13 protein-coding genes are annotated in these 12,289 nt (G+C 62.0%); 12 read left to right on the forward strand and 1 reads right to left on the reverse strand.

Annotated elements, in window-relative coordinates:
• The first annotated feature begins 161 nt into the window (after positions 1-161).
• From ACYASU_RS21285 to ACYASU_RS21310, 6 genes are all read left to right on the forward strand, one after another.
• Positions 162-2,381 (forward strand): primosomal protein N', encoded by a 2,220-nt coding sequence (locus ACYASU_RS21285; protein ID WP_463583956.1) that lies wholly within the window; start codon positions 162-164, stop codon positions 2,379-2,381.
• A gap of 120 nt (positions 2,382-2,501) precedes the next feature.
• Positions 2,502-4,247, forward strand: a complete 1,746-nt coding sequence (argS, locus tag ACYASU_RS21290; protein WP_463583957.1) for an arginine--tRNA ligase — start codon at positions 2,502-2,504, stop codon at positions 4,245-4,247.
• A 1-nt stretch (position 4,248) separates the two neighbouring features.
• A complete protein-coding gene (locus ACYASU_RS21295; RefSeq protein ID WP_192171219.1) occupies positions 4,249-4,938 on the forward strand; it encodes an SPOR domain-containing protein in 690 nt (229 codons plus the stop codon).
• Positions 4,939-5,272: 334 nt separating this feature from the next.
• Positions 5,273-5,803, forward strand: coding sequence for an ATP-dependent protease subunit HslV (gene hslV, locus ACYASU_RS21300; RefSeq protein ID WP_065986638.1), 531 nt, complete (start codon positions 5,273-5,275; stop codon positions 5,801-5,803).
• A gap of 69 nt (positions 5,804-5,872) precedes the next feature.
• Positions 5,873-7,210 (forward strand): ATP-dependent protease ATPase subunit HslU, encoded by a 1,338-nt coding sequence (hslU, locus tag ACYASU_RS21305; protein ID WP_463583958.1) that lies wholly within the window; start codon positions 5,873-5,875, stop codon positions 7,208-7,210.
• Between the two features lie 134 nt (positions 7,211-7,344).
• A complete protein-coding gene (locus tag ACYASU_RS21310) occupies positions 7,345-7,722 on the forward strand; it encodes a gamma-butyrobetaine hydroxylase family protein (protein ID WP_463583959.1) in 378 nt (125 codons plus the stop codon).
• Between the two features lie 16 nt (positions 7,723-7,738).
• Here ACYASU_RS21310 and ACYASU_RS21315 read toward each other — a convergent pair whose 3' ends face one another.
• Positions 7,739-8,017, reverse strand: coding sequence for a polyhydroxyalkanoic acid system family protein (locus tag ACYASU_RS21315; RefSeq protein ID WP_282373359.1), 279 nt, complete (start codon positions 8,015-8,017; stop codon positions 7,739-7,741).
• A gap of 141 nt (positions 8,018-8,158) precedes the next feature.
• Here ACYASU_RS21315 and ubiE point away from each other — a divergent pair, with 141 nt between their 5' ends.
• From ubiE to ACYASU_RS21345, 6 genes are read left to right on the forward strand one after another with little or no spacing between them, the layout of a single operon-like run.
• Entirely contained in the window at positions 8,159-8,929 is a 771-nt protein-coding gene (ubiE, locus tag ACYASU_RS21320) for a bifunctional demethylmenaquinone methyltransferase/2-methoxy-6-polyprenyl-1,4-benzoquinol methylase UbiE (protein WP_463583960.1), read from the forward strand.
• The gene (locus ACYASU_RS21325; protein WP_423570995.1) at positions 8,929-9,552 is read left to right on the forward strand and encodes a ubiquinone biosynthesis accessory factor UbiJ; all 624 of its coding nucleotides are present in this window, start codon (positions 8,929-8,931) and stop codon (positions 9,550-9,552) included. Before ubiE ends, ACYASU_RS21325 begins: the two co-directional genes overlap by 1 nt.
• Positions 9,549-11,168 (forward strand): ubiquinone biosynthesis regulatory protein kinase UbiB, encoded by a 1,620-nt coding sequence (ubiB, locus tag ACYASU_RS21330; protein ID WP_282373361.1) that lies wholly within the window; start codon positions 9,549-9,551, stop codon positions 11,166-11,168. Before ACYASU_RS21325 ends, ubiB begins: the two co-directional genes overlap by 4 nt.
• 56 nt (positions 11,169-11,224) lie before the next feature.
• Positions 11,225-11,617 (forward strand): phosphoribosyl-AMP cyclohydrolase, encoded by a 393-nt coding sequence (gene hisI / locus ACYASU_RS21335; RefSeq protein ID WP_463583961.1) that lies wholly within the window; start codon positions 11,225-11,227, stop codon positions 11,615-11,617.
• 2 nt (positions 11,618-11,619) lie between these two features.
• Positions 11,620-11,952, forward strand: a complete 333-nt coding sequence (locus ACYASU_RS21340) for a phosphoribosyl-ATP diphosphatase (RefSeq protein WP_192171226.1) — start codon at positions 11,620-11,622, stop codon at positions 11,950-11,952.
• 42 nt (positions 11,953-11,994) lie between these two features.
• Complete coding sequence (locus ACYASU_RS21345) at positions 11,995-12,279, forward strand: twin-arginine translocase TatA/TatE family subunit (RefSeq protein ID WP_065986662.1); 285 nt, start codon at positions 11,995-11,997, stop codon at positions 12,277-12,279.
• Positions 12,280-12,289 lie beyond the last annotated feature (10 nt).

Raw genomic sequence — 12,289 nt, forward strand, 5'->3', positions numbered from 1 at the left:
TCCTCAGGCTATCGTGCCGCCACCCAACACTATTGTTGAATACCGCACGGAATTAGGCCGCGCATATTAACAGACAACGCCAATCACGCAAGGGAACGTTCACGCCGGTCGTCTGCTAAGATCGCGCCCTTCGTCATACTCCGTAACAGGATATCCCCCGCGTGCCCGACGCCATCTTGCGCCTCGCCCTGCCCTCGCCGCTGCGTCGCCTATTCGACTACCTTGCCCCCGCAGGTGTGGCGCGCAGTACGTTGCAGCCGGGGATGCGCCTGCGCGTGCCATTTGGCCGTCGGGAAATGATCGGCGTGCTGGTGGAAGTCGTCGATCACAGCGACGTGCCGGCCGACAAGCTCAAGCCGGCCATTGCTGTGCTGGATGCCGAACCGCCGTTGCCGCCCGCACTGTTCAAGTTGTGCCTGTGGACGGCCCAGTATTACCAGCACAGCCTGGGCGACACGCTCAGTTGGGCGTTGCCAGTGTTGCTGCGTCAGGGCGAGCCGGCGGAAGCGCGGCAGGAGCGTTTCTGGCACGCGGCGCCGGATGCCAGCGTCGATGACCCGCGCATCGCCCGGGCGCCCAAACAAAAGGAAGCGCTGCGCACCCTGGCCCAGCACCCCCACGGCGTGGCTCACCAGTTGCTGAGCAAGCTGATGCTCAACCGGGACAGCCTGAATCTGCTGCTCGCCAAGGGACTGGTGACCGTCGAGGTGCGCGGTCATGGGCCGGTCGAGCGGCACGAGCACTGGCTGGCGCAGCCGGAACTGCCGCTCAACACTGAGCAGCGGGCCGCCTATGAAGCCATCCGCTCGGGTTTCGGCAGCTTTCATGCCTCACTGCTGGCGGGTGTCACCGGCAGCGGCAAGACCGAGGTGTATCTGCAGCTCATCCGCGAAACGCTAGAAGCGGGCAAGCAGGCGCTGGTGCTGATTCCGGAAATCAACCTGGGTCCGCAGACCCTGGCGCGCTTCGAGCAGCGTTTCAACGCGCGCATCGCGCTGCTGCATTCGGCAGTCAATGATCGCGACCGGCTGGACGCCTGGCTGGCGGCGCGCGATGGCGAAGCCGACATCATCATCGGCACCCGCTCGGCGCTGTTCACCCCTATGAAGAATCCGGGGCTGATCATCATCGACGAGGAGCACGACGGCTCTTATAAACAGCAGGAAGGCCTGCGCTATCACGCCCGGGATCTGGCGCTGGTGAGGGCGCATCAGGAGGACATTCCGATCGTCCTCGGCTCGGCGACGCCTTCGCTGGAAAGTCTGCACAACGCCCACACCGGTCGATACGCGCTCCTGCGTGTGAATCAGCGCGCGGGCGGGGCCCAGCAACCCCGCTTCCTGCGCCTGGATGTCAAAAGCCGCCCGCTCGACAGCGGCATCTCGGGCCCGATGCAGCAAGCCATCGGTCAGACCCTGGCGGCGGGCCAGCAAGTGCTGGTGTTCCTCAACCGGCGAGGCTTTGCCCCGACGCTGCTGTGTCACGACTGTGGCTGGCTGTCGGAATGCCCTCGCTGTGACGCGCGCATGACCGTGCACCAGCGCTCGGGTGAGCTGCGTTGTCACCATTGCGGCCATGTCGAACGGGTGCCACGCAATTGCCCGGCGTGCGGCAAGGTCGATCTGCGCCCGGTGGGTGCGGGGACCGAGCGTGCCGAGGAGCGGCTGGCGATTCTTTTCCCCGACTACCCGGTCTTGCGGGTTGATCGCGACAGCACCTCGCGCAAGGACGCGATGAATCAGCTGTTCGCGACCATCCAGAAAGGCCAGCCCTGCATTCTGGTGGGCACGCAAATGCTCGCCAAGGGGCATCACTTCCCGCGCGTCACTCTTGTGTCGATTCTCGATGCCGATGGCGGGCTGTTCTCCGGCGACTTCCGCGCCAGCGAGCGCATGGCGCAATTGATTGTGCAGGTCGCAGGCAGAGCCGGGCGCGCCGAAGAGCCGGGCAAGGTGATCATCCAGACTCACCTGGCCGACCATCCTTTATTGATTCAACTGACCGAACAGGGCTATTTCGCGTTTGCCGAGCAGGCCTTGAGCGAACGTCGCGCCGCCGGGCTGCCGCCGTTTTCGCACCTGGCGCTGCTGCGCGCCGAAGCGCACAAGCCTGGTCAGGCCGAGGGGTTTCTCGACGAAGCCTGCACCGAAGCCGAGCGCTTGCTGAAGGACCTGGCGCTGGGCGGCATTGAGCTGCTGGGCCCGGTTCCGGCACCGATGGAACGACGCGCCGGGCGCTATCGCGCTCAGTTGCTGGTCCAGGCCAACGCCCGCGCGCCGCTGCACAAGCTGCTCGCGACCTGGTTGCTGACACTGGAAAACATGCCCAGCGGGCGCCAGGTCAGATGGTCGCTGGACGTGGATCCGGTGGACCTTTATTGATTCGCATCGGTTGACCGCGCATCCAGCGCGGTTGGCAAGGTGGCCCCGGCCACGGATAATGCCCAGTTTTTCCACCCGCGCATCCAGGCGCGGCCGCGCTTGCGGTCGAAAGAGAGCACCATGAAAGACACCATTCGCCAGCTGATTCAACAAGCTCTGAGCCAACTCGTCACCGATGGCGTCTTGCCGGAAGGGCTGACGCCGGCGATTCAGGTGGAGAACGCCAAGGACAAGAAAAACGGCGACTTCGCCAGCAATATCGCCATGATGCTGGCCAAGCCTGCGGGCATGAAGCCGCGTGACCTGGCCGAGAAAATCGTCGCCGCGTTGCCCGCCGACGAGCAGATCACCCAGGTCGACATCGCCGGCCCCGGTTTCCTCAATTTCTTCCAGAACACCCAGGCCCTGGCTTCGCGACTCGACGAAGCTCTGGCCGACGCGACCCTGTCCGTGCGCAAGAACGGCCCTGCTCAACGCGTTGTGGTCGACCTGTCTGCGCCGAATCTGGCCAAAGAGATGCACGTCGGCCACTTGCGCTCGACCATCATTGGCGACGGCGTGGCCAGCGTCCTTGAGTTTCTTGGCGACACCGTGATCCGTCAGAACCACGTCGGCGATTGGGGCACTCAGTTCGGCATGCTGCTGGCCTATCTGCAGGAAACCCCGGCGACCAGCGATGAGCTGGCTGACCTCGAAAACTTCTACCGCGCCGCCAAGGGCCGTTTCGACGAGTCCGAAGAGTTCGCCGAGCGCGCACGTGGGCTGGTGGTCAAGCTGCAAGCTGGCGACGCCGAGTGCCTGAGCCTGTGGACGCGCTTCAAAGACATCTCCCTGTCCCACTGCCAAGAAGTGTACGAGCGCCTGAACGTCAAACTCACGCCGAAGGACGTCATGGGCGAAAGCGCCTACAACGACGACCTCGCCAATGTCGTCGCCGACCTGAAGAAGGCCGGACTGCTGGTCGAGAGCAACGGCGCGCAGTGTGTGTTTCTTGAAGAATTCAAAACCGCTGAAGGTACGCCGCTGCCGGTGATCGTACAAAAGGCCGGTGGCGGTTATCTCTATGCCACCACCGACCTCGCCGCCATTCGCTACCGCAGCAACGTGCTGAAAGCCGATCGCGCGCTGTATTTCGTCGATCAGCGTCAGGCGCTGCACTTCCAGCAGGTCTTCGAAGTGGCGCGCCGCGCAGGCTTCGTTACCAACGGCATGCAGATGGAGCACATGGGCTTCGGCACCATGAACGGCGCCGATGGCCGTCCGTTCAAGACCCGCGATGGCGGCACGGTCAAGCTGGTCGACCTGCTCGATGAAGCCGAAGAGCGCGCCTACACGCTGGTCAAAGAGAAAAACCCGGACGTCGCCGAAGACGAGTTGCGCTCGATCGCCAAGGCCGTGGGCATCAGCGCGGTGAAATACGCGGACCTGTCCAAGCATCGCGCCAGCGACTACAGCTTCAACTTCGACCAGATGCTCAGCTTCGAAGGCAACACTGCGCCTTATCTGCTGTACGCCTACACCCGTGTGGCCGGCGTATTCCGCAAGCTCGAAGAAAAGGGCGAAACCTTCAACGCGAGCGAGGGCCGAATCATCCTGGACGCCGCCCAGGAGCAAGACCTGGCCGCACGCCTGGCGCAGTTCGGCGAGACCGTGAACACCGTTGCCGACAAGGGCACACCTCACGTGCTCTGCGCGTATCTGTATGACCTCGCCGGCCTGTTCTCCAGTTTCTACGAGAACTGCCCGATCCTGGCGGCGGAAAACCCTGAACAACAGCAAAGCCGTCTGCGCCTCGCCGCCCTGACCGGTCGCACCCTCAAGCAAGGCCTGCAGTTGCTGGGTCTGGACACTCTGGAGCGTATGTAAGTTGGCCGTTAAAAAGAAACCTGCTCCCAAGCGCGGCGCCAGCCGGTATCAGGCACCCGCCAAGAAGCCGATTCCGGGCTGGGTGTGGATGGCGATCGGCCTGACCGTCGGCGCGTTCGTTGTTTTCCTGATGAAGCTCGAACCCGGCAGCGGCGACGACATCAAGCGCGTCAAGGCTGAAGCCAAGGCCGCGAAGATTGCCGAAGCAAACAAGACGCCGCCCAGCCCGACCGCGCCTGTGAAGCCGAAATACGACTTCTACACGCTGTTGCCTGAGTCGGAAGTCATCGTGCCGAACGAAGCAGTGCCGGAGAAGACGCCACCGGTCGTTGCGCCAAGCACGCCGGTTACGCCTGAAGTGGCCGCGAAGATCGACACCGCTCGCGCCCAGGCGGCGCTCAGCGGTCTGACGCCACCGCCAGCGCCTCCGGTGACCAAGCCGGCGGCGGTGACGACGTTCTTCCTGCAAGCGGGCTCGTTCCGCAAACAGGCCGACGCCGAGAAGGTGCGCGCGCAGATCATTCTGCTGGGGCAAACGTCGACCGTGGAGTCAGGCACGGTGAAGGATGAAACCTGGTACCGCGTGCTGGTCGGCCCGTTCAGCAACCGCGAACAGCTGACCACAGCGCAGAAGCAGTTGGCAGGTGGCGGTTTCAGCAACCTGCTACTGCAACAGCGCCAGGCCCGCTAGGGCACTTCATAGAATGTGGTAGCTGCTCTTGGTCCTGATGCAACGCCATAGCGCATCAAACACCGCACCTGTGGGAGCGAGCTTGCTCCCACGAATCATTCATCATCAGATACATCTGCGGTGTATGGATTAATCGTTCTCATACCCCCGCAGGGAAAGCACTCGAGGACGTTCAGCGTGCGGTCGGCGTTACCACGCAGAGCGTGGGAACGATCAGGCAGTGATCGGCACCACCATTCATCCCTCAACCCACTCAACGGTTGAAATACCCGCCCCCACCCCCATATGAGTTTCCATCAGGGCATTTTCGCCCCGCAGCGTGGAGACTCTCCCCTTGACCACCATCGTTTCAGTGCGCCGCCAAGGCAAAGTCGTCATGGCCGGTGACGGCCAGGTTTCCCTGGGCAATACCGTCATGAAAGGCAACGCCAAGAAAGTCCGGCGCCTTTACCACGGCCAGGTCATCGCCGGTTTCGCAGGCGCCACCGCTGACGCCTTCACCCTGTTCGAGCGTTTCGAAGCCCAACTGGAAAAACACCAGGGTCACCTCATTCGCGCCGCCGTAGAGCTGGCGAAAGAATGGCGTACCGACCGCTCCCTGAGTCGCCTTGAAGCCATGCTGGCCGTTGCCAACAAGGACGCTTCGCTGATCATTACCGGTAACGGTGACGTCGTTGAGCCCGAAGACGGCCTGATCGCCATGGGTTCCGGCGGCGCCTTCGCCCAGGCCGCTGCCCGCGCATTGCTGCTGAAGACCGAACTCTCTGCCCGTGAAATCGCTGAAACCGCCCTGCACATTGCCGGCGACATCTGCGTCTTCACCAACCACAACATCACCATTGAGGAGCAGGACCTCGCCGAGTAAGCCTGAGGTGCTGGCCGCCATTCATCGCGGCCTGCCCGACTTGCCATCTGCCGAGGACCGTTGAAAACCATGTCCATGACTCCCCGTGAAATCGTCCACGAACTCAATCGCCATATCATCGGCCAGGACGATGCCAAACGCGCCGTCGCCATCGCGCTGCGTAATCGCTGGCGCCGAATGCAGCTGCCTGAAGAGCTGCGCGTCGAAGTCACCCCGAAGAACATCTTGATGATCGGCCCGACCGGCGTCGGTAAAACCGAAATCGCCCGTCGTCTGGCCAAGCTCGCCAACGCGCCTTTCATCAAGGTCGAAGCGACCAAGTTCACCGAAGTCGGCTACGTGGGCCGCGACGTCGAGTCGATCATCCGTGATCTCGCCGACGCTGCAATGAAACTGCTGCGTGAACAGGAAATCACCAAGGTTCGCCACCGCGCAGAAGACGCCGCCGAAGACCGCATTCTCGACGCCCTGCTGCCACCGGCACGCGCGGGCTTCAACGAGGACGCGTCGTCAGGCAGCGATTCCAATACCCGCCAGCTGTTCCGCAAGCGTCTGCGCGAAGGCCAACTGGACGACAAGGAAATCGAGATCGAGGTCGCTGAAATGGGCGGCGTTGATATTTCCGCGCCGCCGGGCATGGAAGAGATGACCAACCAGTTGCAGAGCCTGTTTGCCAACATGGGCAAGGGCAAAAAGAAGAGCCGCAAGCTGAAAGTCAAAGACGCGCTGAAGATGGTTCGCGATGAAGAAGCGGGCCGTCTGGTCAACGACGAAGAGCTGAAAGGAAAGGCACTGGAAGCCGTCGAGCAGCACGGCATCGTGTTCATCGACGAGATCGACAAAGTGGCCAAGCGCGGTAACGTTGGCGGCGCCGATGTATCCCGCGAAGGCGTGCAGCGCGACTTGCTGCCCCTGATCGAAGGCTGCACCGTTAACACCAAGCTGGGCATGGTCAAGACCGATCACATCCTGTTCATCGCTTCCGGTGCGTTCCACCTGAGCAAGCCAAGCGATCTGGTGCCTGAGCTGCAGGGTCGTCTGCCGATTCGTGTCGAGCTCAAAGCGCTGAGCCCGCAGGATTTCGAGCGCATCCTGACCGAACCCCATGCGTCGCTGACCGAGCAATACCGGGAGCTGCTGAAGACCGAAGGCCTGAATATCGCGTTCCTGCCGGATGGCATCAAGCGTCTTGCCGAGATCGCCTGGCAGGTCAACGAGAAGACCGAGAACATCGGTGCGCGTCGCTTGCACACGCTGCTTGAGCGGTTGCTGGAAGAGGTTTCTTTCAGTGCCGGTGACCTGGCGGGCGCTCAGGATGGCGGGACGATTCAGATCGACGCTGAATACGTGAACAGTCACTTGGGTGAGCTGGCGGAAGACGAAGATCTGTCGCGCTATATCCTTTAAAGCAGCTGCAAGCGGTTAGCTTCAAGCGGCAAGCAGATTTCACTGGCTGCACGAATCTGCTTCGCTTGGAGCTTGGAGCTTGGAGCTTGGAGCTTGGAGCTTGGAGCTTGTAGCTTGTAGCTGAGATTACCTCTATGACCCGCATCCCCACCGCTATCCAGCTGCACAAAGCCTCGAAAGTCCTCAGCCTGAAATACGGGCCGGATGAGGAATACCGCTTGCCGGCGGAGTTCCTGCGGGTGCACTCGCCGTCGGCGGAGGTGCAGGGCCATGGCAATCCGATTCTGCAGTTCGGCAAGCTGGGCGTCGGGCTCACCAAGGTCGAGCCCGCCGGCCAGTACGCGCTGAAGCTGACCTTCGACGACGGTCATGACAGCGGGTTGTTTACCTGGGAATACCTGGAGCAGCTGGCGCAACGCCAGGCGCAACTGTGGGACGAGTATCTGGCCGAGCTCAAGGCCGCCGGCAAATCCCGCGACCCTTCCGAGCAAGTCATCAAGCTGATGCTCTAGCCCCTCTCTCGGGACTTCAGGCCATCAAGACTTTATCCAGCTGCCGTTCTACTTCGGTCTGAATCGAACCGCTCATGGCGGAGAGGAAGAAGTTGAGGTCGATGTTCACCCTCACCCACTCATCTTCGACAGCGACCGTGCCCTTGGCGCCCTTGCCTTCCAGGGCGACGGTATCGCCTGTCCACTCGTGCTCGATGCCGTACTTGTCGGACAGCTTCTGCAGCATGATTTCAGCCTTCTCGCGGGCCTTTTCCTTTCCCAGCGTGTGCTGGCGTTCCACGGTAATTCTGGCCACTGACGGGCTCCTGCTTCGGCTTAAATCGTCGGCGCACTATACCAGCGGCCCGGACCGAAGAAACTGTTGGCCGTGAGCCTTGTCAAGACAAAGCCAGCCCCGACGATTAGAATGGCGCCACTTTATTCCGGTGACAGCGATATGAATGATCCGCGCAAAGGCAGCGATGCCGAACCCATCACCCACTTCGGTTACAAAAACGTACCGGAAAGCCAGAAGGCCGAGAAAGTCGCCGAGGTGTTTCACTCCGTCGCGGCCAAATATGACCTGATGAACGACGTCCTGTCCGGCGGCATGCATCGCCTCTGGAAGCGCTTCACCATCGAACTGTCAGGCGTTCGCAGCAGCAACCGCGTGCTCGACATCGCGGGCGGCACTGGCGACTTGGCGAAGAAGTTTTCCCATCTCGTGGGCCCGACCGGCGAAGTCGTACTGGCCGACATTAATGCTTCGATGCTCAAGGTCGGTCGTGACCGCCTGCTGGATCGCGGCGTGGCCGGCAACATCAAGTTCGTCCAGGCCGACGCTGAAAAGCTGCCGTTCCCCGACAACTACTTCGACTGCGTGACCATCGCCTTCGGCCTGCGCAACGTGACCCACAAGGAGGACGCCATCCGCTCAATGCTGCGCGTGCTCAAGCCGGGTGGTCGTTTGCTGGTGCTGGAATTCTCCAAGCCCACCAGCAAAGTCATGTCCAAGATCTACGACGCCTACTCGTTCGCCTTCATGCCGCTGGCCGGCAAGTTGATCACCAACGATTCGGAAAGCTACCGTTACCTGGCAGAGTCGATCCGCATGCACCCTGATCAGGAAACCCTGAAGTCGATGATGGTCCAGGCCGGTTTCGACCGCGTGACCTACCACAACATGACCTCCGGCATCGTCGCGCTGCACCGGGGCATTAAGCCCTGATGCTGATCAACGGCTTGCTCGCCAGTGCCGAGCACGGCATCAACCGCGTGCTGCGCATGGACAGCACTGCCTTGCCACGCCTTGACCGGCTGAGCGGAAAGGTCATCGCGATCGAGTGCACCAGCCCGGCGTTTCATCTGCACGTACTGCCCAGCGACGACGGCCTGATGCTGGCGGCGAACTGGGAAGGCGGTGCTGATGTGACCCTGCGCGCCCCCGCTGCGAGCCTGATGCGCCTGGCGATGAGCAAAGACAAAAATGCCGTGCTGCACAGCCCGGAAGTCGAGCTGGAGGGTGAAAGCGCCGTGCTGCTTGAGCTGGTGGGCGTGCTGCAGGACCTGGACCTCGACTGGGAATACGAGCTGCAACGCTGGCTCGGTCCCGTCGCGGCGCCCCTGATCGGCGGGCACCTGCGCAACAGCGCGCGCTGGACCCGCGACAGCGCAGCCAGCCTCAGCCACAACCTGGCCGAATACCTGGCCGAAGAATCCCGCACGCTGGTCGGCAAACGCGAGGCCGAAGCCCGCTTCGCCGAACTGGATCAGACCAAACAAGACCTGGAACGCCTCGAAGCCCGCTTCGAGCGTCTGGCCCACTCCCTCAAATCCAGCGATAACGCATGAGCCTGCTTGCCGTCCGCCGCCTGTTTCGCATCCAGCGTGTCGTAATCCGTTACCGCCTTGATGATCTGTTGTTCGCCCTGCCCCTGCCGTGGTGGCTGCTGGCCGTGCGCTTTGTACTGCCATGGCGCTGGCTGCCGCGGCGCAAGAACGAACTGAGCCGTGGCGCGCGTCTGCGGCTGGCGTTGCAGGACCTGGGGCCTATTTTCATCAAGTTCGGGCAGTTGCTGTCCACCCGCCGTGACCTGCTGCCTGAAGACGTCGCCGACGAGCTGATGATGCTGCAGGATCGCGTGCCGCCGTTCGACTCCGCCAAAGCCGTTGCGCTGATCGAGTCGCAACTGGGGGCGAAGATCAGCGAGGTCTTCAGCCGTTTCGACGTCGCCCCGCTGGCCTCCGCTTCTGTCGCTCAAGTCCACGCCGCGCGCCTGAAAACAGGCGAAGAAGTGGTGGTGAAGGTCGTGCGGCCAGGCCTGAAGCCGATCATCGGCTCTGACCTGGCGTGGCTGTTCATCCTGGCGAAGATTGCCGAGCGGGTTTCGGCTGATGCGCGTCTGCTGCACCCGGTGGACGTGGTCGCCGATTACGAAAAAACCATCTACGACGAACTCGACCTGTTGCGCGAGGCGGCAAACTCCAGCCAGCTGCGCCGTAACTTCGAAGGCTCGACCATGCTTTACGTGCCGCAGGTCTATTGGGACTGGTGCCGGCCGAAGGTGTTGGTCATGGAGCGCATCTACGGCGTGCAAGTGACCGATCTGGCAACCCTCGCCGATCAGCGCACCGACATGAAGAAGCTGGCCGAGCGCGGCGTCGAGCTGTTCTTCACCCAAGTCTTCCGTGACAGCTTTTTCCACGCCGACATGCACCCCGGCAACATTTTCGTCAGCACGGTCACGCCGTGGGATCCGCAGTACATTGCCATCGACTGCGGCATTGTTGGCAGCCTGACCCCTGAGGATCAGGACTATCTGGCGCGCAACCTGTTTGCGTTCTTCAAGCGTGATTATCGCCGTGTGGCACAGCTGCATATTGACTCGGGCTGGGTGCCGGCCGAGACCAAGCTGAATGAATTCGAAGCGGCCATCCGGACGGTGTGCGAGCCGATCTTCGAGAAGCCGCTGAAGGACATTTCCTTCGGGCAAGTGCTGATGCGCCTGTTCCAGACCGCTCGCCGCTTCAACATGGAAGTGCAGCCGCAACTGGTGCTGCTGCAAAAGACGCTGCTCAACATCGAAGGCCTGGGCCGTCAGCTGTACCCGGAGCTGGATCTCTGGGCGACTGCGCAGCCGTTCCTCGAACGCTGGATGCGCGAGCGCGTCAGCCCGAAGACCCTGCTCGGCAACCTGCAGTCTCAGGTCGAACAGATACCGCATCTGGCGAACATGACCCGGGATTTACTCGAGCGTCTGTCTCAGCCCCATCGCCACGATCCGCCCCCGCCCTATCGGCGCGACGGCGATCATTGGGCCCTTCGCTTGCTCGGCGCTGGCCTGCTGGCCGGTGGCGTTCTGTTGGCGATCACCCATACCCAGACCGGCGAAGCGCTGAACACGCTGAGCGCCTGGCCTGCCTTGCTGATGCTGGCGGCAGGCGTCTATCTGGTCGTTCGCCGATAGCCATCGGCGCGAGCCGCTGGCACACTAACCCTCCCCTGGAACGGCCGGAGCCGATGATGAAAGACTGGCTGGACGAGATTAAGTGGGACAAGGACGGTCTGGTGCCCGCCATCGCGCAGGACCACAAGACCGGTCGCGTGCTGATGATGGCCTGGATGAACCGCGAAGCCTTGAGCCTGACTGCCAGCGAACAGCGCGCTATCTATTGGTCACGTTCACGTGGCAAGTTGTGGCGAAAGGGCGAAGAATCGGGCCACATGCAGAAGCTTCATGAACTGCGCCTGGACTGTGATGCCGACGTCATTATCCTGATGGTCGAGCAAATCGGCGGCATCGCTTGCCATACCGGCCGCGAGAGCTGCTTCTACCGCGTCTACGACGACGCCGGCTGGAAGACCGTGGACCCGGTGCTCAAAGACCCGGATGCCATTTACCAAGCAGGACACTGAACATGACTGATACCTTGTCACGCCTTGCCGAGGTGCTTGAAGCACGCAAGGGCGCGGCTGCCGACTCTTCTTACGTCGCCAGCCTCTATCACAAGGGACTGAACAAGATTCTGGAGAAGGTCGGCGAAGAGTCGGTCGAAACCATAATCGCTGCCAAGGACGCTGCCATCAGCGGTGACTGCAGTGATGTCGTCTATGAAACCGCCGACTTGTGGTTCCACAGCATGGTGATGCTTGCCCAACTGGGCCAACACCCGCAAGCCGTGCTCGATGAGCTGGACCGCCGCTTCGGCCTGTCCGGACACGCCGAGAAAGCGTCTCGCTCGGCGGAATAAACACCTGGGCTGCGGCCCGAAATTTCTTGTGAGGAACGCGTCATGGGCATTTTTGACTGGAAACACTGGATCGTCATTCTTGTGGTTGTGGTGCTGGTGTTCGGCACCAAGAAACTCAAGAACCTGGGGACTGACGTGGGTGAGTCGATCAAGGGCTTTCGCAAGGCCATGAATGACGATGACAAGCATCCGGAAGAGCCAACGGTGCAGCCGCCGGTTCAACCACAGCCGACCGCGCAGCCTGTGCCTCCGACTCAGCCGCTGCACCAGCCGCACACCATCGACGCGCAAGCGCAACGAGTCGAAGACCCCCTCCGCAAAGACTAGGTCGTGACGC

It is taken from the genome of Pseudomonas sp. HP_12, from assembly GCF_055283955.1.

What these genes read in the sequence shown, in the direction of transcription:
- ACYASU_RS21340 (WP_192171226.1), top strand. Translation starts at nt 11,620, where the DNA reads ATGACTGATACCTTGTCACGCCTTGCCGAGGTGCTTGAAGCACGCAAG.
- ACYASU_RS21310 (WP_463583959.1), top strand. Translation starts at nt 7,345, where the DNA reads ATGACCCGCATCCCCACCGCTATCCAGCTGCACAAAGCCTCGAAAGTC.
- hslU (WP_463583958.1), top strand. Translation starts at nt 5,873, where the DNA reads ATGTCCATGACTCCCCGTGAAATCGTCCACGAACTCAATCGCCATATC.
- ubiB (WP_282373361.1), top strand. Translation starts at nt 9,549, where the DNA reads ATGAGCCTGCTTGCCGTCCGCCGCCTGTTTCGCATCCAGCGTGTCGTA.
- argS (WP_463583957.1), top strand. Translation starts at nt 2,502, where the DNA reads ATGAAAGACACCATTCGCCAGCTGATTCAACAAGCTCTGAGCCAACTC.
- hisI (WP_463583961.1), top strand. Translation starts at nt 11,225, where the DNA reads ATGAAAGACTGGCTGGACGAGATTAAGTGGGACAAGGACGGTCTGGTG.
- ubiE (WP_463583960.1), top strand. Translation starts at nt 8,159, where the DNA reads ATGAATGATCCGCGCAAAGGCAGCGATGCCGAACCCATCACCCACTTC.
- ACYASU_RS21345 (WP_065986662.1), top strand. Translation starts at nt 11,995, where the DNA reads ATGGGCATTTTTGACTGGAAACACTGGATCGTCATTCTTGTGGTTGTG.
- ACYASU_RS21325 (WP_423570995.1), top strand. Translation starts at nt 8,929, where the DNA reads ATGCTGATCAACGGCTTGCTCGCCAGTGCCGAGCACGGCATCAACCGC.